Raw genomic sequence first — 22,710 nt, forward strand, 5'->3', positions numbered from 1 at the left:
AGTGATTATCGGGGTGCAAATATAACGCAAAAAATCAATTCTCTAAATTTTAGCTATTTAAAAATTACGCTTTTTGTACTTTTATCGAAAGTCATATAAAAAAGTACATGAAAAACGTAAAGAATTATCTATCGGAAAATAAGGACCGATTTTTAAATGAGCTTATAGAACTACTTAAGATTCCGTCTGTTAGCGCAGATTCTGCCTTTTCTCAAGACGTGTTAGATACTGCAGAAATGGTTAAAGCCAGATTAGAGGAAGCAGGTTGCGATATTGTTGAAATTCATGAAACTGCCGGGTATCCAATTGTATATGGTGAAAAAATCATAAATACTGATCTACCTACAGTTCTCGTCTATGGCCATTATGACGTTCAACCGGCAGATCCCATCAATCTTTGGCATTCACCACCATTTGAGCCTGTTATTAAAAAAACGGATAAACACCCAGAAGGTGCCATATTCGCTCGTGGAGCTTGCGATGATAAAGGTCAAATGTACATGCATGTAAAAGCATTGGAACTGATGGTGAAAACCGATCAATTACCATGTAATGTAAAATTCATGATCGAAGGCGAAGAAGAAGTTGGTAGTAATAACCTTGCCATCTATGTAGCCGAGAATAGAGAGAAACTGGCAAACGATGTTATTTTAATATCGGATACAGGTATGATTGCCAATAATGTACCATCGATCACTACAGGTTTACGCGGACTAAGTTATGTTGAAGTAGAGGTTACAGGACCTAATCGTGATTTACATTCAGGTTTATATGGCGGTGCGGTTGCCAACCCTATTAATATTTTAACTAAAATGATTGCTAGTCTACACGATGAGAACAACCATATAACCATACCAGGTTTTTATGACAAAGTAGAAGAACTTTCTGCTGAAGAACGTGCAGAAATGGCAAAAGCACCTTTTAGTATTGAAAAATACCAAGAGGCTTTAGATATTGAATCTGTTTACGGTGAAAAAGGATATTCTACCAACGAGCGTAATTCCATTAGACCTACATTAGATGTTAATGGTATTTGGGGAGGGTACATAGGTGAAGGAGCTAAAACAGTTATTGCAAGCAAAGCATTTGCTAAAATATCTATGCGTTTGGTTCCAAATCAAGATTGGAGAGAGATTACAGAATTGTTCAAAACTCATTTTGAGTCAATTGCCCCTAAAGGTGTAAAAGTAGTAGTGAAACCCCATCATGGCGGACAAGGATATGTTACCCCTATTGACACCATTGCCTACCAAGCGGCTTCAAAAGCTTATGAAACTACATTCGGCAAAAAACCGATTCCCCAACGTAGTGGAGGTAGTATTCCTATTGTTTCTCTTTTTGAAAAAGAACTACAGAGTAAAACTATTCTAATGGGCTTTGGTCTAGATAGTGATGCCATACACTCCCCTAACGAACATTTCGGAGTATGGAATTATTTTAAAGGAATTGAAACCATCCCTTATTTCTATGAGTATTTTACAGAAATGACCAAGAAATAGTTGAAAGTTGACAGTAAATTAAAAAATAAACGTCTTTGAGAGCAAAGACGTTTAATTTTTTAGACAAATTAGATTTTGTTAAAGCTTCATGAACTATCAACTATATTTTCTTAACGTATTTGGTAATTATAACCGTCATTGTTGGTCCTACTTTACCTTCTATATATTCTGCATTTTCACGATCCAAAGAAATTCTTCGAACTGCAGTACCTTGCTTAGCTACTTGGCTAGATCCTTTTATTTTCAAGTCTTTTACCAAAACAACGCTATCTCCGTTTTCTAAAATTACTCCGTTTACATCGCGGTGAATAATCTTATCAGCTTCTGCTAAACCTTCGCCTGTAGCTTTTGCCCAGTCTAAAGCTTCTGGCTCTAAATAAATCATATCCAATAAATCTTTAGGCCAACCTTCAGATTTTAATCTAGATAGCATTCTCCAAGCGACAACTTTCACAGAATCATACTCACTCCACATACTGTCATTTAGACAACGCCAGTGGTTTGCATCCATTTGCTCTGGATCTTCAATTTGAGTTCGGCATGTTTCGCAAGCTAAAATACTAGAATCGACTCCGCTAATAGTAACTGGTTCAACTTCAAAAACTTCTAAATTATTGGTTCCCGTACATAATTCGCAAGTGGAACCACTACGCGCTTCCAAATCAGCTAATACACTCATTATTCATTATTTTTATAATACGAATTTACATCTTTTAAGTGGGTCAATTAGACCTTTCCCCAAAGAATTGGGGTCGGGCTATTCATTACAAGTACGCTTTGCTAAAAAGCAAATGCGGGCTTTTCATTACTATCCCTAAGGCAAAAAAAACAAAAATACTCTACACTTGTAGAATTAAATTATTTATTCTATGTTTGTAGAACATACTCTAAACTTGTAGAAAATGCAACTATCCAAATCGGAAGAAGAATTAATGAATATGCTATGGAAGCAAAAAAAGGCTTTTATGAAAGATCTACTCGATGCTTACCCAGAGCCAAAACCCGCTACGACCACGGTTGCCACATTATTAAAAAGAATGGCCGACAAAAAATTTATTGACTATAAAAGCTTTGGTAGAAGTAGAGAATATTTTCCATTGGTAAAAAAGAAAGACTATTTCTCTAAGCACGTAAACGGACTCATTAAGAACTTTTTTAATGATAGTGCTAGTCAGTTCGCATCGTTTTTTACTCAAGAAACCAATTTAAGCAAAGCCGAGTTAGAAGAATTGAAAAAGTTAATAGACGTAGAAATCGAAAAGAAATAATTATGGTTATCTATCTTTTAAAATCCGCCGCATGCATGGGTATTTTTCTGCTCTTCTATAAATTCCTATTAGAAAAGGAAAGTATTCATCATTTTAAAAGATTTTTTCTGCTATTAGCTTTAATGGGTTCTTTCATAATACCAAGTATAGTTTTTACCGAATACATTGAAACAGTACCTACAAATATATCTACCCAAGTATTAAACATAGAAACGCCAACAGAGTTTACAACTGAGACTGAACCTGTGGTTCAAGAAATTGAAAAAAAACCTTTTAACTGGTCGTTAATTTTATGGTCTGTTTACGGAATAGGAGTTGTAGGATTCGGTTTTCGATTTATCCGGCATTTATATCAAATATGGTCAAGAATACGCAATAACACCAGGCTGAAACAGCCCTTTAATATCAAGGTGCTTTTACTGGAGTCTTTGCCACCGCATACATTCTTTAACTATATCTTTCTGAATAAACAGAAATATGAAGCTAATAGCATACCCAATGTTGTTCTACTTCATGAAGAAACACATTCAGCCCAAAAACATAGTTTAGATGTTTTATTTATTGAATTTATACAAGTAATTTTCTGGTTCAACCCTATCATTCACTTTTACAAAATCTGTATTAAACTAAACCATGAGTTCTTAGCTGATAGGGCTGTACTAAATGGTCAAGAAGACCACTTAAACTATCAAAAAACATTATTGTCGTACTTATCAAACGACAGCTTTAACACCCATAAATCAATTGGTATTGCAAATGCCATAAATTATTCATCAATCAAAAAACGATTTATCATCATGAAAAAACAAACCTCAAAAAAGAGTATCCTGTTACGAAGTTTATTACTACTTCCGGTACTAACTTTAATGCTTTACGGATTTAGTCAAAAAAATGTGGTGTCGAAAAACACGATTAAAGACATTAATATAGAAATCACAAAAACTGGAAGTTTATTAATAAATAACGAGCCAGTAGGTTTAGAAAAACTATCTGAAAAAGCACTTAACATAAATCAAAATATTGACACATATATCTTTAAAAATTACATAACAGCACATATTTTATATGATGAAAATCAATATAAATTGATAGATCAAGTACAATCAGAACTTCAGTCTGTGGGCATTTTTAATATTGAACATTTTAGTAAAAGGACAACTGGGATTTTTAATCAAAATGGATTTGCTTCAAGTGATTATGATGGAAAAACAGTATCTGAGGCAAAAGAAATTCGAAAGAATAATGTGCTTAATGGATTTAAAACAGATGTTAACAATGAACCATTACTTGAAATTGCATGGATAGAAATTAAAGATGAAAACGAAATATGGTTTAATAACAATCAGATTGAACTTTCGCAGCTTTCAAATAGTGTAGCATCAGAATTTCCTTTAGCAGTCAAGAGTAATAAACTAGCTGCGCAAATTTATTCCACTGAAATTATCAACTTAAATTTAACAGATGCTATCTCAAAAGAGCTAAGAAAATTAAATACTAAAAGTATTACCATTTATTCTGATAAATATATCATACCGGCCGATGACTATAAAGAAGATTTAGAAATTACTCCCAAAGCAACTATTTCAGAAACTAACAATCATATTTTACAAGATAATGCTACAAAAGAGCAAATATCCACTTACAATAAGTTGGCAAAAAGTTACAACTCCATGATATCTAAAGGTGGTAATATTCGCATCATGAAAGCTGATCTTGATAATTTAAATTATATCTACAGATTAATGTCTACTAAACAAAAAACAGCTGCAGAGCCTTTTCCTGAGTTCCCAGAACCACCACCAGCGCCAAAGGCACCTAAAGTTGCAAAAGGTGAAAAAAGTGATATTCCTTTAACACCTAGTCCTCATGTCAAAAAAGAAGATACAGACTTAATTCCACCACCTCCCTCACCTCCTACTCCGCCTTCCCCATTAGACTATGCTATTGGCATGGCAAAAAAAGGAGCAACCTTCTTTTACCAAGGCAAAGAAGTCTCGTCTGATAAAGCCATTGACCTGCTAAAGAAAAACAAAGAATTAAATATAGAATCTAAAGCGAAAAATGGCATAGCAGAAGTAAGAATTACCAAAGAACCTGTAACAATCGAATAACAACAACGTCAAACAAATGTTAAAGCCCTCTTTTCGAGGGCTTTTTGCGTACCAAAAGTGAAATAGTTACGTTCACCCAGTATACATCATCAATCAAAAATAAATCATTAATCATGATACAAGACTTCTTTATTCTCTGCTCAGGCGTAGACTCTGAACTTTTAAAAACTTGCTCTAAAGGTGAGCAAAACAAGTATGCCGGTATAGGTGCGACCGTATTTTTCACGGCAGTTATGGCTTTTATCGCTAGTAGCTATGCATTATTCACGGTTTTCGACAATGTGTATAGTGCAGTATTCTTTGGCTTCATTTGGGGACTACTTATTTTCAATTTAGACCGTTTTATCGTTGCTACCATTAAAAAGAGAAACAACTTTGGTCAAGAATTTTTACAGGCTACTCCCCGTATTATTCTCGCAGTTATTATTGCTATTGTGATTTCAAAACCTCTAGAAATGAAAATTTTCGAGAAAGAAATCAATCAGGTGCTACTTGAACAAAAGAATGAACTTACCCTTGCCAATAAAGACCAACTTGCGCTGCAATACTCACCAAAAGTTGAGCAATTGAATCAAGATATTGCCGATTTAAAATCAGAAATCGCAAACAAAGAAACGGAGACAAATGCACTGTATGATATTTATATCAATGAAGCCGAAGGTACTGCCGGAACCAAACTGCTAGGTAAAGGTCCCGTTTACGCTGAAAAGCGAGATAAGCATGATGCTGCACTTGTCGAGTTACAAGCGCTAAAAACTGCAAATGGTGAAAAAGTAAAAGCTATAGAATCTCAAATTACAGCATTAGATACTGAATATGCCGAAGTGGTTAAAAATTCGCAACCGATAATAGACGGTTTCGACGGATTAATGGCAAGAATTACCGCTTTAGACGAGTTGCCATGGCTACCGTCATTCTTTATTTTTCTGTTGTTCTTAGCGATAGAAACATCACCAATTATTGCAAAATTACTTGCCCCTAAAGGAGAATATGATATTAAATTAGAAGAGGAAGAAAGCGTTCTTTCTACCTGGGTCGAACAAAAACTGGCCCAACGAAAACTTATTGCTTCGACTGATAGTGAAATCAATCAGAAAATATATGAAGATTTAAAGGGCGAAGAAGAGCTTTACGGCTACAAAAAGAAAAAAGCAGAAGAGTTGCTACGTTTACAAGCAGACAGTTTTCACAACATTCAAACAAAAGGCTTAAAATAAAAAAGACCAATACTTCTATTGGCCTTCTTTGATTTGGGGGAACTACCTGAACAACTATTAAAATTTTATGGGCTTAGCCCCTAGAATTAATGCTTAACTCGTAACATTAAACTTGTTAGTAAATCATTAATTACACCTCAAAGATATTAAGCATGAGACTTAAAAATTGGTCGCTTTAGACTAAATTAATTTAAGTGTAGACGAATGAACATTATGTATCGATGAACCATTTCATATATTTTAAACCTCACTAGAACCAGATATGTAATTCATGTTCATTATGTTCTATACCGATAATCTTCGTAGCAAATAAGCTAACTTTATATATTGGTAGTATTAACTTTGCATACGAATGGCAACACTTAAAGAAACCAAGAAGAAGAAAAAAAGGTTTTATAACCTTGTTATCATAATAGTTCTATTAATAATAATTGCTACAGGTTTTATGGCACAATTGGGATGGTAATGTCTCCGTTAAAAATTGAATGTTAAAGTTCAATCCATTATAACAAACCATATGACCGATAAAAATCTAAAAATTAAAAAATTAGCAAAGCTCTTCGGGAAAATAATTCTGGGGATACTACTGCTATTTTTTATTTTGGTGTTAGTCATTAGAACTCCGTGGGCTCAAAATTTAATCGTTACTAAAGTCACTAATTATATTTCAGAAAAGTCAAATACCAAAGTAGAAGTCGGCAAGGTGTACTTAACTTTTTCTGGAGATATATTGGTCGAGAATGTATATCTTGAAGATGTAAAAGGCGATACTTTATTCTACTCAAAATCGCTTCAAGCAGATATTCCTATTTACCCTATTATTTTTAAAAATTCATTAGCAATAGATAAAGTCATTTCTAATAGTGTGGTTGCCCATATTAGTAGAGAAGATAATCCTAATGAATTTAATTTCACTTTTCTTATCGATGCATTAGTAACACCAACAGATACAGCTTCAGCTACTTCTGAACCTATGGAAATCTCTATAGGAAGTTTAGATTTAACCGATTGGAAATTGAATTATAACGATGCCTATTTAGGAACGGACATAATCCTAGTACTTGGCAACTTAGATATAGACGTTTCTGAGTTTGATTTAGAAAAAATGAAGTTTTCTTTAGATGATTTAAATTTAAGAGATATCCAATTCACTTATAACCAAACACACCCGTTCCCTATTACAGAAGATACTACCAGTACTGCACTACCTTTTATACAATTAGAAGATTTTAAAGTGGAAAATGTAGCTATCACTTACAACAGCCAGCCTGATGGTTTAACATCACAATTAAAATTAGGAATCCTTGAACTAACCGATATACTGGCAGACGTTTCTAAAAATAGATACGAAACCGACGACCTCTTATTACAAGATTCGCAGATAGCTATTCAGATAACAAGTGAGGAAGTTGAACAAAATAGCACATCCACAAACTCAGAATTTAAGTGGCCAGAATTTATAATTGCTGCCAATAATATCAACATCGCAAAAAACACATTTAGCTATATATTAAATGGCGAACAGCAAAACTCAAGCAGTTTTGACCCTAATGCCTTTACAATACAAGATTTTCAACTTCTAGCTAATAAATTTGAATACCGACCTGAGCTCTTTAACCTTGATGTTTCTTCTTTTACATTCTCAGAGCCGAGTGGCATCCAATTAAATCAATTAGCATTTAAAGCCGGTCTTACTAACCAACGGGCATCCCTCTCAAACCTGGTTTTTAAATTGAATAACAGTGCTGCAAAAGCAGCTTTAGATATCCAGTTCAGTTCTTTAAACAACGCTATAGAATATCCTGAAAAAAGTTCGTTATCTGCGGTATTGTCAGACATGTATTTAGAGATAGAAGATGTACAAAAATTGTTACCCGAACTTGCCCAAAACCAATACTTAAATTCCTTGTCGGCATACCCTATTATTGGGAATCTAAAAGCACAAGGGAATCTAAAAAAAGTAAATGATTTTGATACCGAATTACAATGGGGAAATGATACTAAACTATCCGCAAATGGGAGTATAAGTAATCTTACCAATGTAGATTCACTAAATTACAATTTGAACAAAATTAGCTTCAAAAGCACAAAATTAGCAATCAAAAAAATAATATCGTCTAAAGAATTAGGTGTTTCTATTCCCGAAACTATACTCGCAGAAGGAAGTTTATCTGGCGGAACCACATGGGTAAAGCCTGATATGAATATCAAAATACCAGAAGGTTCTGCTACTATAAATGCGCTTGTAAATTTTAGTGAAGCTATGAATTTCGATGGTCAAGTTTCTGTTGATAGTTTGCAATTAGGTAAACTATTACAAAACGAACAACTGGGTAAAATATCACTTAAAATTGAAGGTACAGGTGCAGGTTCTAAACTCAGTAATTTTGACAGTACTATTGATGGTAGTATTACCCAATTTCAACTTGACGGATATGATTATAACGACATAGAAATTACGGGAAATCTAAACAACGGAAACGGCACAGTTACCGCCAATATCGATGACCCAAATTTGAACATGAAAGTCAATTCTACTATAGCACTTTCATCACAAGAAAACAACATTGTTTTTACTTCAAATATTATTGGCGCAGATTTACAAGAACTAGGTCTCACAAAAAACAATATCAAAATAGCCGCAAATATTAAAGGCAATTATACCGGCACTCCCTCTAATTTCAATATAAATACAACTATTGAAGACGGTATTGCGATTGCCGATAATGAGCAATATCAAGTTTCTACTATTGCCTTAAAAGCCCATATTGAAGATTCGATTACAGATGTATCGATACAAAGCAATTTTTTAAACGGGCAATTAGCGTCTAATGCATCACCTAACCGTATTACCGATGCCCTTAAGAAACAAATAGAACATTATTTCTCTACCGACGGCACTAATTTCGAACCTGATGATACTATAGAGGCTAAACTGGCTTTTGCCATAGTGCCCACACCTGTATTGTCAAAAGTATTTTTTGACGGCGTAAAAGATTTAGATTCTTTAAATATAGATGCTAGCTTCAATTCAAAAACGCAAAAGATTTCTGCCGAAGTTAAAGTGCCACATATATCATATGCCGGAAGTTCTGTCGACAGTTTAAACGCTTATATAAAAGGTGATTCGGTAGACCTAAAATTCTCTGCTGGTTTGGCAGATTTAATTTACGACCCCATTCACTTAAAACAGACATATATAGAAGGTAGATTGAAAAACAAAGAACTGTTGCTCGACTTTACGTCTAAAAATGACACCACACAGGTAATGCATCTAGGATCGGCATTATCATTTCAAAAAGACACTTTAAAACTTCACATCACTCCGAAAGATCTGATATTAAATAGAAAAAAATGGGACATTCCCGAAGATAATAATATTGTAATAGCCACGTCTTATTCCGATTTTCAAAATGTAATCTTAAGCCGAAATTCCCAAAAAATGGAAATTTCAAACAAGGTTCCTAAAATGGAATCGGATCATATCGGTATCCTTTTCGAGAATTTTCAATTACAAACATTTTTAAGCTTTTTTAATCCTGATGAGGCTTTAGCTAAAGGTAAAGTCGAAGGGAATTTCGTGATACTCAATCCGTATGCCGCTTCTGGGTTGGTCGCAGAAATTGATATTAAAGATTTTCAAGTGATGCAAAATCCGCTTGGCACATTAACCTTAGACGCATCTTCTAAATCGTTATCTGAATATGATTTTGATCTGGCATTGAAAGACGGTGGTGCCAATCTCACTTTAACCGGGGACTATACTGCTAAAGAAAATACGGCAGATTTGAATATGGAGCTCGATATTCAAAAATTTGAAGCAAGTATTTTACAGGGGTTCGCAAGAGACCAATTAAGCGATGCCAAAGGGTATTTAGATGGTAGTCTATTGGTCAAAGGTACACTGACCGAGCCTAAATATTCCGGTAGAATTAATTTCAATGATTTCAGCCTAAGCCTCAAAGCATACAAATCTACTTTGGCAATAGATAATCAATCTATCGATATCGATCAAGATGAAATTACATTAGAGACCTTCACTATAAACGATATTAATGAAGGTGTATTAACTATAGATGGTAAGGTTATCACCAAAAACTTCGCAAATCCTGGTTTTGACCTATCTGTTAAAACAAATCAATTTAGAGTATTAGATTCTAAAAAGGGTGATGACGAACTAGTGTATGGCATTGCTAGTATTCAAGCAGATTTGACCGTAAAAGGAAATTTAGAATTACCTGTAATTGATGGGAAATTGCGTGTTCGCGATGTAACAGACCTTACCTATATAGTACCACAAGATCAGTTAGATATTCAAGAACGCGACGGCGTGGTAATTTTTGTAAATAGAGAAAACCCCGAAGCTATATTGACCCGTAACGATGGCGAAAAGTCAGATTCATTTTTTGCCGGTATGGATATTAATACCCTTTTAGAAATCGGTAACGAGGCAAAGTTCACCATTGTTCTTGATGAAAAAACACAAGATAAACTACAGGCATCAGGTGCAGCAATCTTAAACCTAAATATAGACCCAAACCAAGACATTCGCTTATCAGGTAGGTTAGAATTAAACTCTGGCTTCTACAGAACCAGCTTATATAATTTAGTGAGCCGCGAATTTAAATTACAAAAAGGCAGCAGTATTGTTTGGACCGGTGACCCATATGATGCAAAAATGGATGTAACCGCTATTTATGAAATTGAGACATCGGCATCATCTCTAATGTCTTCTATAAGTTACGGTACAGACAGCAATGTATCTGGCTCATATCAACAGTCTACACCATTCTTGGTATATTTAAATATCGATGGCCAACTTTTACAACCTGAGTTATCGTTTGCTTTAGATATGCCAGAAAGCGCCCAGGGTAATTTTGGTGGAGCCGTATATAGCCGCATTCAACAATTAAACGAACAAGAATCTGAATTGAACAAGCAGGTTTTCTCTTTATTGGCACTAAACCGTTTTTACCCAACAACAGGAAGTGATGGTAGTAGTGGAGGGGCAGTTTCTATAGCTAGAAATAACGTGAATAAGGTACTATCAAATGAACTTACATCAATTTCTAACAAATTGCTGGGCAATACAGGTTTTGAGCTTGGTTTTGATTTAGATAGTTTTGATGATTATGGAAGTGGAACTGCCCAGAGTCGAACGCAAATAAATATCAACGCCAGTAAAAAACTTTTTAACGACCGATTAATCGTTACTGCCGGTAGTGCCGTAGATGTTGAAGGTAGTGCATCAACAAGCGATACCGAGACACCGTTAATTGGCAATGTAACCTTAGAATATCTACTGAGTGAAGAAGGTATATATAGACTTAAAGGGTTTAGAAGGCAAGAGTATCAAAATATTATTGATGGGCAGTTAATCGTTACCGGTGTGGCTTTTATTTTTAACCGAGAATTCAATAAATTCAGTCAATTATTTAATCCGCTGAAAAAAGAAAAATCTGAAGAGAAACCTTCAAAAAAAGACACAAAGACCAAAGAAGAACAAGAGAACATTGAAAAATAAAATCTTTACATATCGTACCATATGCTGGTTGGCATTTTTAATTACCTATTCGTGCGGTATAGAAAAATATATACCTGAAGGTGAACAATTATATACAGGCGCAGAACTTGAAATAATTTCAGAAAGCGAGTTAAAAGACCAAAAAGAAGTTAAGACAGAATTATTTGGTTTAATAGAACCGTACCCCAATACAACATTTTTAGGAATGAAGCCTGCGTTGTTTTTTCATTACAAAGCACAGCGAGAAAAACCTGGGTTTCTTTATAAATTTTTGAACAAATCTTTTGGCGAAGAGCCGGTTTATTTTTCTAATGTAAATACAGAAAGGGTCGAAGAATTGATCTTAAACAGACTAGATAATAACGGATTCTTCTATAGCAGATCAACATCTGAGACCTTTGCTGACAGCAACTTTGTTTCGGTAAAGTACTCAGCTACCCTACCCGAACCGTATGAGTTAGAAAATTACAATCTAGAATCTGACTCCCTCCCCATTTACAAAGAAATTCAGAAAATGCTGCCTGAAACGGCACTAGTAAAAGGAGATAGATTTGATCTCGATTTATTGAAGGCAGAACGAGCACGATTAAATAACGGGCTCAAACAAAAAGGGTTTTACAACAGTCAAGAAGATTTATTGATTTTTGAGGCAGACACTAATCAATACAACAATAAAAAATTTGATCTATTTCTTAGATTGAAAAAGAATGTGCCGGCGCGTGCATCCATTCCTTATACCATAGATTCTATTACGGTGTACCCTAATTATTCGATTGAAGGCGATACATTGCCTTTAACCAAAGATAATGTTACCCAAGTCGACAACATCGATTTTATACAGAACGAACTATATTTTAAACCAGACTTATTAGAATCGTATTTATTATTCAATGAAGGCGATTTGTACGATGCCAATATCTCGAAACAAACGAGCAATAGGCTGTCGGCACTTGGTAGCTATAAATACGTAAACATACAATATACAGAGCTAGATACCACTGCTACAGACGGTGACGGCGGTTCTTTGGCCGCAAGTATCTATTTGGCACCTTTAACCAAACGATCCATTAGAGCAGAATTACAAGCAGTTTCAAAATCGAACGGATTTACCGGCCCTGGCATATTACTGAGCCATACCAATAGAAACGTTTTTAATGGTGGGGAAACCTTTAGTATATCTGCCAATTTCAGCTATGAATCGCAATTATCTAGCGGTAGTAATTCTAGCTTAAGCAGTATCGCCGGTGGTCTTAATGCAGACCTCGTAATACCTAGGTCAATACCCTTTTCCCCAAGAAGGTTTAAATACGCAGTACCAAAAACTAAAATTTCTTTAGGCGTAGATTTTCTACAGCGAAGTCAGTTGTTCACATTAAGCTCTGTAAACGGTTCTTTTGGGTACACATGGAAAGAAAACCAGTATGTATACCATACATTAGACCCTATCAGTATTAACTACTCAAGGCTTTCTAATGTAACAGATGATTTTCAGACCATACTTGATGATAATCCGTTTTTGAGTCAAAGTTTTGAGCAACGTTTTATTGCCGGTTTGTTATATAGTTTCACATATGATGAAGTCTCTAACCTCAGAAAAGAAACTCCCATCTATTTTAATGCAAATTTTGATCTAGCAGGAAACATGCTCAATTTGGTCAGCGGCGGATCAGGTGCCATATTTGGCTCTGAATACGCACAATATGCAAAAGCTGATGCCGATGTACGATTGTATTTACGTTGGAAAAAAGAGCGCACTTTAGTATCTCGATTATATGCAGGTTGGGGAGTACCATACGGTAATAGCTCAACTTTACCATTTGTAAAGCAATTTTATTCTGGTGGACCCTACAGTGTGCGAGCTTTTAATATTCGTTCATTAGGACCTGGTAATTTTAATGCAGAAACAGAAAATGCAACCACAGATTATTTTGACCAATCTGGTAACTTAAAACTGGAAGCAAATGTGGAATATCGTTTTCCGTTATTCTCGTATTTAAAAGGTGCTCTTTTTGTTGATGCAGGAAATGTTTGGCTAACAGGAGATTATTCTGACATTGAAGATGACCAACTAACCAGTAGTTTTTCTCAAACCCTTTTTACTGATGGAAAATTTGAAAAAGATTGGTTAAAAGAAATTGCTGCAGGAGTCGGTTTTGGTGTGCGGTTAGATATTCAAAGTTTTGTAATTCGGTTAGATTTGGCTTCCCCTTTACGCATACCATACTTAGATGAAAACGAACGGTGGAACGTACCATTCTTTGGAAATGCAGATAATAATATGACTTTAAACTTTGCTATCGGTTATCCATTTTAAATATCATTATTAAAGCTAAATAGTTAAATATCAGGCGATGGTTTAATGTAGTATGATGTATGGTTGAACGCAGTCGAAATCTCTCATCTACAATCTAATACTACTCAATTGAACCCGAGCGGACAATCGTTTTTATGACTACCCTTCAAATTCCTTCATTAATTTCCCCACATTCGTTGCCACAGTACAGCCATTAACCGTTTAGCATCTCTTTTAAACTTCGGTCTTTCTTCTACAATTAAATCATCTTCCTCTAGTATTAATTTATAACTGAATGCAAATTGACTTTCATTTTCGTTTAAACTAATGAGTCCGAATCTTAGGTCATTAAAATACAATTGTCCATCCTTTTCAGTAATCGTATACCAGCCTTCGGTTATTTTTATAAGTCGCATTATTTTATCATTACCAGACCATTTACCCAGCAATTCATGATTTTTAGGATATGATATAAATGAAATTGGTTGGCTATCAAAAAAAGAATAATCTGCCATTAAATAGGCATCTTTAGTATCCACATTTGCCATCCACAGCACCGTATTCAAAGGCGCAGGCCTTGTATTCATTTCAGTATAAGAAATACCCTGCTCATTAAGAGCATTTTCGAATTTCTGAAAAGCGACACCTTTTAAAACCAAGGTCAATACCAAATAAACACAACTATTTACAAGTCCGAGCTTCACATAGTTTCTACGTTTCATAGAAGTTCGCTTTTGAAACATTGCTAATATCAAGAAAATAATAAACGGAACAGTATACAATGGATCAATCACAAAAACACTCTGAAATGCTAATCTGGTTTCAACGGGCCAAAACAATTGTGTGCCCCACGTAGTAAAAGCATCTAATAACGGGTGAGTAAAAAGTCCCAAGAACATTAACCAAGACCACTCTTTCCAAGTAACCGATTCTTTCTTATTAATTTTCCAAACCAACCATCCAAAAACAGGTGCAAATAATACAGTAAAGAAAATGGAGTGACTAAAACCTCTATGCCATTCAGTAGCTGTAACTGTATCTAAAAAGAAACGGGTTATAACATCTAAATCGGGTATTGTACCTGCAATGGCACCATAAAGCATTGCCTTGTTCCCGACTTTCTTACCTAGTACAGCTTCGCCAACTGCCGCTCCGAGAACTATTTGTGTTAATGAATCCATAAGCTCATCCCCCAAGCCCTAAAGGGGGAATTAATAACTGTTGTTATATTATTTTAATAAATTAAAATACCTTCTGATTTAAATACTTCTTCTTTTACTATTTTCTTTTCTATTCAATAATCCCCATCTTTTTTAAGAGAAAAGAAGCGTTCATATTCTGGCAAATACCATCTTTGAACGTATAATCGAAATGTAATTCGTTGTCTATAATTTCTGCGTCGAAATAATGATTTTTAACTGCTTCGTATTCATCGGCAACTTCACAAAGACTAAGATCATGCGTAGCAATTATTCCGGTGGATTTACTTTTCACTAGGCGTTCAACAAATTTTCTTGAACCTAAAGCCTTATCTGTACTGTTTGTTCCTTTCAAGATTTCATCCAAAACAATGAAATAACGATCCGTTTGAATTTCATCTACGATGTAGCGTAATCGCTTAAGTTCTGAAAAGAAATACGATTCATCATCAGTTAACGAATCTGTAGTACGCATACTGGTAATTAATTTAATTGGTGAGTAGGTTACTGACTCCGCACAAACTGGCAACCCTACATTTGCCATCATAATCTGCAGCGATACCGTTCTCAAGAACGTACTCTTACCAGCCATATTTGCTCCGGTAATGATAAAAAACTGTCCGCCATCAATTGTAATATCATTCAATATACTTTTTGCAGGGTCTAATAACGGGTGACCAGCATTTTTAGATTTCAATACCACTCCGTCATTAGTAATCGTCGGGTATGTAAAATTCGGATGATTAAAAGCAAAATTCCCTAAACTACTATAGGCGTCAAAAAATGCGATGGTATTGAACCATATTTCTACACTTTTACCATGTGCCTCAATCCATTTTTCAATGGCAAGACAATCTGTTAACGAGCGAAGGAAAAATCCGTTCGCAAAAATTAAATAGAGTAGATTATTATTACGATCCAGGTTGCTTAAAAGTGATGCGAATTTCTTTAGAACCTTAGAGTTATGCTCACCATTGCTTAAAATGTTTGACTTTTGTTTTTTCAAAAGATCAGATGTAAAATTAGTCTTTTCTATCATTGCCAATAGCTGATTATACTGGTCAAAAGTAGATTTCATTTTGGTAGCACTCTGTCCTAAATTGGTCACTTTTTTAGTGAATAACCCAACGATAATCAAACCTAAAACCAACCATGTAATCAACACAGATTCTGGCAAGTAATCTAAAAAGTAAGCGACAAAAATAGCTGCTGAAATAATTGAAAATACAAGAGGAATAAACTTCATTGCCTTTGGCACAAAAGGCTCATAATTCTTTAACCATTTAGCAATGGTATGTGTAGAAGTCTCTGTTTTGGTCAATGCTGCCATCGCAGAAAACTCTTGTCGCCAATCTACTTTCTCGCCAATTTCAGCAATAGCTTCTTGCTTTTCGGTGATGTCGGCAATAGAATTCTCTTTATAGATATCGGATAATAAAAGGCTACCCTCAGCAAGTTTTGTTCTATTAGAAATTTGATAAAAAGAACCCTCCCCAAACAAGTCTATATCTTGACTGAAAAAATGAATATCATCGGCAAATTCTTTTCCGTTAGGTAATTTAGAAAAGTCTCTTTTTAGCACTTGCAATTCTACCAGATTGATATTTCTTAATTCCTCTATTTTAGCTTTTTGAAGTTTCAGATTTGTGTACTTACTTACTAAAAACAAGAATAATGGTATACCTACAAATAGCACGGCAACCACATATTTTGCATTTATCGAAGCAAAATAAAGTGCAGCGATAGTGCCTAAAAATATGAGTAAACGTAACGTACTAAATAAAAAGAGCTTCTTATTTAAAGCATCAATAACCTCATCAAATTTTTGTACGCGTTGGGTGTAAAATTCCTCTAAATTATTCATGAATATCAACCTATTATAGAAAAGGCAAAGATAACCTTACAAAGTGGTTTCTTTAAATGGAAAACAGTTTTAAAGCGCAAGAATTATCTACAATACTTTCTATAGATTATCGACAGCCGTACCTTCATAAGTGGTATAGTTTATTTTTAACAAATTAACCATTCGCAGTTTATTTTTCAGGTCCTCAATAATTCCCATTTTCACTCCGACGTCTGCCTTTATAGAAACTGTTGCAACACTTCTTAAATGTTCTGGCATTAACGACAAAGCTTGTAAGGCATAGTCGCCGACTTCACTTACGGTAATAAATTTATTATCCATTTGAATTCTGGGCTTATCTCCTAAAGTTGAATTGCCGCCAGAAGTTGGCTTACCCACATAAATTTCTATGACTCGATCTTTCTTGTCCAATTTTTCAGTTTCAGTTGCTGTTGGCAAGGTATTCTCTACCAATAAGTTTTGGTTCTTCATCACCGTAACTGTCATAAAGAAAAAGAGCAATATAAAAAAGATATCTGGCAATGATGCAGTTGATACAGGTGGCAAGCTTTTGCTAGATCTATATTTGTTAAATTTTATCATGGCTTTAGTTTTTACGGTTTCTGGTTCTAGAATTTTCTGCGGATAAAGTGCTCTTATAATTTCAAGACGTCCTTTTAATTTTCGCTTTTCGTTTTCACTAATTTCTTCATTGTAATAATCAGCATTAATAGCTTCATAAGTTGTATTGAATAATCGTAAACTTTCTCTATTGTGTAACGTGTTGTAAGCCCCAATAACTTCATTCTGTACCGCAACGTAAACTGGATAGCTCGTATTTCGTTGTGATTTTATAGAAATGATTGCCTTATCAGGGTTTTCAGATGAATCTGCTAACCGGTCTCCTTTACAATAATCGCAGTACCCGTCAACACCTATCGTATAACCGCCGTTATCTATAAAGGCGATTACTTTTTCCCTAAGATTTTTAGGATCTATAATATCACCTTCTGCCATTATTAGATCAGCATCATTTATACTGATTTCAAAAAAGTTTCGCTCTTTGATATCAACACTATTTTCAATAATATCAGGAGGCATAGCCCGGTTGAGTCCCGCATCATTTTCTATAGATGTGGTGACCAAGAAAAAGATGAGTAATAGAAAAGCGATATCTGCCATAGAACCGGCATTTACTTCTTGAGGTGATCTGTGGTTTTTCATGAATAGTAGTTTTAAACACTATTAAGTACTGAAAAACAGAAAATTAATAAAAGTAGGAATGAGTGAATGGTGGTTTTGAGTGAGGGAACAGATCGCTTTACAAATTATAAAAGGTTTTAGTTACCTAGTACTATAGAGCTTCTAATTCCGCCTTTACCTTCTTTGTCAATTTAGACACCACCAGATCATAAGAATGGTCAATAAGCTCCTTAGTAAGTTCCTTAGAAATTCTATCTAAATACACAGTGTTCCAATGTTTTTTGCTCATGTGCCAGCCCTCTATAATACCATCATGCTCTTCACGAAGTTCTATGGCTCTTTCTGGGTTACATTTTAAATTGACTCGTAGTGGAACATTATCCAACCCGCAAAGAGCAAACATTTTACCCATTACTTTAAATACCAAAGTTGTCTCATCAAAAGGAAAAGATTCTGTAACTCCTTTTTTTGAAATACAATAATCTCGGTATTCTTCGACATTCATTTTTTATGTGATTTAGCCTTTATATTATCCAAAAATCGAGACGCATCTTCCCAATAGTATCTTATCTTCAAAAATGGTTTATCGCCTATATCGTTAGATTCAAGAGTTTCTATGGCTACACCACCTAGTTTTTCATAATAAATAATTGCGGCAGCGTTGGTATTCAACACCCATAAGTAAAATCCGTCAGCACTTTTGCGCTGAAGAATCTCTTCCGCTAAAGCTGCCATTAACTTCGTGCCGACACCTTTACCTTGTGTATTTAGACTAACATGTAAATTATCTAGCAATGTGCCAAATTGGGCGTTTTCACTAAAATAGGCACAGATAAAACCAAGCATGTTACCATCTTCTTCCGCCAATAAAACATATTGATCATCTCCTGGATGCTGCAATCGATTCGTCCACTCTTTTAACCGATTATCAAATGCCAAATTATCTAAAAAATGGGCACTAAAAGAAGCGCGGTAATTCTGTTGCCAGCTTAACGCGTGTAAATTGGCAATTCGTTCAATATCATTAGAAGTGCCGTTTCTAAAAATCATGGTGTCTCTTAAATACCAGTTGAATCGTAGACGATTACCTTAGACCAAAGGGCACTTGACTCTTCAATAAAAAGTTTATGTGGAGCCTCATCTTGGTATGCTTGTTGAGATTCTGCAGAGTCAAAACTTACAATTAAAGAATACGTAAATGAACCATCAACAACGTCTCTACTTGCCTTTGGTGGTCTGCCGATAAATTGCGTTTTGGCATACGCCGAGTTATCTAGAAACTTACGTAAAGAAGTTTCAAAAGCAGTACGATCTGCTTGATTATCTGGATTCTTCAACCAGAAAAATACGGTATGGGAAAAATTAGAATCGAATTCTGTCATTTCGTTATCATTTTGACCAAAAGTTAGTGTGGTCATTAGTGTTATTACAAGGATACAAATTACGTTTTTCATTATCAATTTTAGTTGTTTGTTGTTATTTTTCAAGTAAGTCAATTTGTTTTTGTGGAATTTTAAGTGCAGAATAGTCAAGTTTCCAGCCAATGGTTTCTACTATTTTTTCCATAATCAAAACAGTTTGTAACGCTTCTTTTCTAGCAGTATCCATCAAGCCACTTTCCGGAATTTTTTCACGTATATGTGCTTTTGCTTCTGAATTTAGTTTAGTAAGGTCATCGGGAGCAAAAAAGTTGAAAAAACCGCTTTTAATATCGTAAAATTCCAATTCAGGTTCAATGCTCAACACTTCTGGCTGCGGAAAATTATCGAGAACTATCTTTTTGTTCTTCTCATCAGCATGCATTAATAACTTGCTTAAATCATAGCCAATATGTGCTTTCGCCTTAATGACCACCAGCGCTTTCTTTTTGCTACTGACCAGACTTAGAAAATCTTTTACATTTTCATATTTGTAGATTTCTGCAAACTCGCCTTCTACAGAAATTAACTTGCAAACACTTTTCATTTTCTCTAATAACACGGTAGATTGGTGTGTGGTAATCTCTTTACTTTTCTTGCCTTTAAAAAAGTTAAAAAGCCAGTACATACCAATTGCACCTAAAACTAAACCAAGAATGGTATCAAAAATATTATCCATTTTTATTTCCTATTTCTCCTAAATGAGTAAACTTGAACCCTTTATCATATTTGAGTCCATAGCCAAAGATACGGTCCATGGCTATATGTATAAAAAGAATTGTACCTATTAATTGAATTATAGGCGACATAAAATAGATACCTATAAAGTATAAAATTATGGCTACACCTCTGTGATGAAACACGTTATAAGAGATTGCGCCTATTTTTGAACCTAGTAAATAACCCGACATAGATATATCTGGGGTCAGAATTAAAACAGGTAGCCACCACCATTGGTAGCTTAATAAGCCGAACATAAAAATGCCAAGAATCATTAAGGCTAACTCCTCTAATTTCAGTAGATTTTTCATAATTATTCTATTTTAAAAAGTACCGGTCTACTTGGGCTAGCATCGTTCTCAAAAGGCGCTACTTGTAAGTTTAAAAAGTACGAACCATCAACGATCGCATCTGGTACAAAAATAAATTCGGTGATAGTTGCAAAAAGTCGAACATCGCCATTAAAGTTCCAAAATGCTTTGTGCGCTAAAAGCTTGCCATCATCTTTTTCTTTGTCTACAGAAGGTAGGTCTATCAATAAATGCTCCACACCCAATTCCCTGATAAACACCATAGCATCTTCTAATATGTATGGCGGATTGGTATGAGAATACTGCCTATTTCGTTTTGAATCCGTATTAGGTATCGTACGTATCACTAATGCTGTCGGAGTATGATTGCCCAATACATTTTGAAGTTGTTTTTTCGTGATAACTAAATCTCCTTTTTCTTTGGATGGAGTAATCGTAATCACCTCCGCCAAAAAGAAAAATTGAAGTAAATTCTGGTTTACAGATTGATGCGCTACAGATATATGCCCAACACATTCAGTATGTGTACCATGAGAATGCGGATTGAAAGAAATATCATAGAAATTAGTACTTGACCCCGCCGCTATACTCCCAGTAAAATTAGCTTCTTTATGAGGCTCTATAGTTGGTGCTTTAACATACCAGGCATTTACATTATCATTATTTGTAATGGGTATAGAGATATCTAATGGTTTAGACAGGTCTATATGATACTCGTTAGATTTGTATGATATGGTAGTCTTCATTTTACAATTTGTAAATCTATGTGTAGACGTATGGTTAGGACTTTTCTTTTAAGAGTTAGAAAATTACGATTTTTTGAAGTAGTTCTTTAAAAAAAATGTCCAACTAAAAAACTCGCGTGTCCCAAACCTGTTCTCGATACAATTTTATATTTCCGTTCCACTTCAATAAAAAATCACTCGAACTTACAAAGTGAAATATGTTATCTCAAATTCAACATAAACAAATCTGCCGCAATACCATCTGCTAAAAACATGCCTTTTTTGGTAGTTTTGAGGATGTCGTCGCCATCAACAAAAAGTAAATGTTCTTCTATATATTTATCTGCTTGTAATAGCGCGTATTCTTGGTATTTAGGTCCGAATTCAGTTGCAATTCTTGTTAACGAAACTCCCCAAATAGTGCGTAAGCCAGTCATAATATACTCGTTGTAGTTATCGGTCTTAGAAAGTACCTCAACCTCCATAGGTACTAAACCTTGTTCTATAGATTTTATGTATTTCGGATTATTATTAATATTCCATCCTCTACGTACACCGTCAAAAGAATGTGCAGACGGACCAATGCCTATATATTTTTTCTGCTGCCAATAGGCAGAATTATTCTTAGAGTAATACCCTGGCTTTCCAAAATTGGATATTTCATAGCAATCGAACCCTGCTGAAATTAAAATCTCGTTCAACAGGTTAAAATGCTCCTGTGTTTCTTCGTCGGTAGCGGGAATGATCAATCCATCCTCCACAAACTTAGCAAGCGCAGTTTTCGGTTCGACAGTAAGCGCGTAACTAGATATATGCGGAATACCGAAACCAAGTGCTTTATCGATATTCCTTTTCCAACGCTCTAAAGTCATGTTTGGCATGCCGTAAATAAGGTCAATTGAAATATTATCGAAATACTCACTAGCCAGTTGAAGACTTTTTTCCGCCTCTAAGGCATTATGGGCCCTGTTCATGAGTTTTAAATCTTCCTCAAAAAATGATTGAATTCCGATACTTAATCTGTTTATTGGGCTAGCTGCCAGTTGTATTATTTTCTCTTCGGATAAATCATCAGGATTGGCTTCTAACGTAATTTCCGGATTCGCCATAACATCATAATGTTCACGAACCGCGGCTATCAGCTGCTCAATTTCTGAAGTCTGTAAAACAGACGGAGTACCACCACCAAAATAGATTGTCTCTACAACGATATTAGAAAACTCATCTTTACGTAGTTCCAATTCTCTGCATAATGCATTCACCATCGCCTCTTTCTTCCCCATAGTGGTAGAGAAATGAAAATCACAATAGTGACATGCTTGTTTGCAAAATGGAATGTGGATGTAGATACCGCTCATGTGTTCAATTATCAATTAGCA

At 34.9% G+C, this 22,710-nt stretch carries 17 protein-coding genes; 6 read left to right on the forward strand and 11 right to left on the reverse strand.

The window, feature by feature from the left end; translation table 11 throughout:
- Nucleotides 1-107: 107 nt before the first annotated feature.
- Nucleotides 108-1,499, forward strand: coding sequence for a dipeptidase (locus ACEN2N_RS02860; RefSeq protein WP_441822891.1), 1,392 nt, complete (start codon nt 108-110; stop codon nt 1,497-1,499).
- A gap of 100 nt (nt 1,500-1,599) precedes the next feature.
- On the opposite strand, the gene ACEN2N_RS02865 is transcribed toward ACEN2N_RS02860, so the two are convergent.
- A complete protein-coding gene (locus ACEN2N_RS02865; RefSeq protein WP_441822892.1) occupies nt 1,600-2,178 on the reverse strand; it encodes a PhnA domain-containing protein in 579 nt (192 codons plus the stop codon).
- A 223-nt stretch (nt 2,179-2,401) separates the two neighbouring features.
- On the opposite strand from ACEN2N_RS02865, the gene ACEN2N_RS02870 reads away from it, so the two are divergent.
- From ACEN2N_RS02870 to tamL, 5 genes are all read left to right on the forward strand, one after another.
- Complete coding sequence (locus ACEN2N_RS02870; protein ID WP_441822893.1) at nt 2,402-2,767, forward strand: BlaI/MecI/CopY family transcriptional regulator; 366 nt, start codon at nt 2,402-2,404, stop codon at nt 2,765-2,767.
- A gap of 35 nt (nt 2,768-2,802) precedes the next feature.
- Nucleotides 2,803-4,878 (forward strand): M56 family metallopeptidase, encoded by a 2,076-nt coding sequence (locus ACEN2N_RS02875; RefSeq protein WP_441822894.1) that lies wholly within the window; start codon nt 2,803-2,805, stop codon nt 4,876-4,878.
- Nucleotides 4,879-4,991: 113 nt separating this feature from the next.
- Nucleotides 4,992-6,095: a DUF4407 domain-containing protein gene (locus ACEN2N_RS02880; protein ID WP_441822895.1), complete on the forward strand. Its 1,104-nt coding sequence runs from the start codon at nt 4,992-4,994 to the stop codon at nt 6,093-6,095.
- 517 nt (nt 6,096-6,612) lie between these two features.
- Nucleotides 6,613-11,619 (forward strand): translocation/assembly module TamB domain-containing protein, encoded by a 5,007-nt coding sequence (locus ACEN2N_RS02885; RefSeq protein WP_441822896.1) that lies wholly within the window; start codon nt 6,613-6,615, stop codon nt 11,617-11,619.
- The gene (tamL, locus tag ACEN2N_RS02890; protein WP_441822897.1) at nt 11,609-13,933 is read left to right on the forward strand and encodes a translocation and assembly module lipoprotein TamL; all 2,325 of its coding nucleotides are present in this window, start codon (nt 11,609-11,611) and stop codon (nt 13,931-13,933) included. The genes ACEN2N_RS02885 and tamL overlap by 11 nt, the downstream gene beginning before the upstream one ends.
- 158 nt (nt 13,934-14,091) lie before the next feature.
- Here tamL and ACEN2N_RS02895 read toward each other — a convergent pair whose 3' ends face one another.
- From ACEN2N_RS02895 to hemW, 10 genes are all read right to left on the reverse strand, one after another.
- Nucleotides 14,092-15,093: a metal-dependent hydrolase gene (locus ACEN2N_RS02895; RefSeq protein ID WP_441822898.1), complete on the reverse strand. Its 1,002-nt coding sequence runs from the start codon at nt 15,091-15,093 to the stop codon at nt 14,092-14,094.
- A 109-nt stretch (nt 15,094-15,202) separates the two neighbouring features.
- Nucleotides 15,203-16,975, reverse strand: a complete 1,773-nt coding sequence (locus ACEN2N_RS02900) for a MutS-related protein (protein WP_441822899.1) — start codon at nt 16,973-16,975, stop codon at nt 15,203-15,205.
- Between the two features lie 99 nt (nt 16,976-17,074).
- A complete protein-coding gene (locus tag ACEN2N_RS02905; RefSeq protein ID WP_441822900.1) occupies nt 17,075-18,178 on the reverse strand; it encodes an ExbD/TolR family protein in 1,104 nt (367 codons plus the stop codon).
- 130 nt (nt 18,179-18,308) lie between these two features.
- Complete coding sequence (locus ACEN2N_RS02910; RefSeq protein ID WP_441822901.1) at nt 18,309-18,662, reverse strand: MmcQ/YjbR family DNA-binding protein; 354 nt, start codon at nt 18,660-18,662, stop codon at nt 18,309-18,311.
- A complete protein-coding gene (locus ACEN2N_RS02915) occupies nt 18,659-19,207 on the reverse strand; it encodes a GNAT family N-acetyltransferase (protein WP_441822902.1) in 549 nt (182 codons plus the stop codon). The genes ACEN2N_RS02910 and ACEN2N_RS02915 overlap by 4 nt, the downstream gene beginning before the upstream one ends.
- Nucleotides 19,208-19,215: 8 nt before the next feature.
- A complete protein-coding gene (locus ACEN2N_RS02920) occupies nt 19,216-19,611 on the reverse strand; it encodes a Dabb family protein (protein WP_441822903.1) in 396 nt (131 codons plus the stop codon).
- A gap of 22 nt (nt 19,612-19,633) precedes the next feature.
- Nucleotides 19,634-20,254 carry a DUF4230 domain-containing protein gene (locus ACEN2N_RS02925; RefSeq protein ID WP_441822904.1) on the reverse strand — a complete coding sequence of 207 codons (621 nt, stop codon included), beginning with the start codon at nt 20,252-20,254 and terminating at the stop codon, nt 19,634-19,636.
- The gene (locus tag ACEN2N_RS02930) at nt 20,247-20,606 is read right to left on the reverse strand and encodes a DUF4260 domain-containing protein (RefSeq protein ID WP_441822905.1); all 360 of its coding nucleotides are present in this window, start codon (nt 20,604-20,606) and stop codon (nt 20,247-20,249) included. The genes ACEN2N_RS02925 and ACEN2N_RS02930 overlap by 8 nt, the downstream gene beginning before the upstream one ends.
- A 2-nt stretch (nt 20,607-20,608) precedes the next feature.
- Nucleotides 20,609-21,352: a cyclase family protein gene (locus tag ACEN2N_RS02935; RefSeq protein WP_441822906.1), complete on the reverse strand. Its 744-nt coding sequence runs from the start codon at nt 21,350-21,352 to the stop codon at nt 20,609-20,611.
- A gap of 200 nt (nt 21,353-21,552) precedes the next feature.
- A complete protein-coding gene (gene hemW / locus ACEN2N_RS02940; RefSeq protein ID WP_441822907.1) occupies nt 21,553-22,689 on the reverse strand; it encodes a radical SAM family heme chaperone HemW in 1,137 nt (378 codons plus the stop codon).
- Nucleotides 22,690-22,710: the final 21 nt, after the last annotated feature.

The sequence above is a fragment of the Maribacter spongiicola genome, assembly GCF_052119685.1.
In the GTDB taxonomy this organism is placed as follows: domain Bacteria; phylum Bacteroidota; class Bacteroidia; order Flavobacteriales; family Flavobacteriaceae; genus Maribacter; species Maribacter spongiicola_A.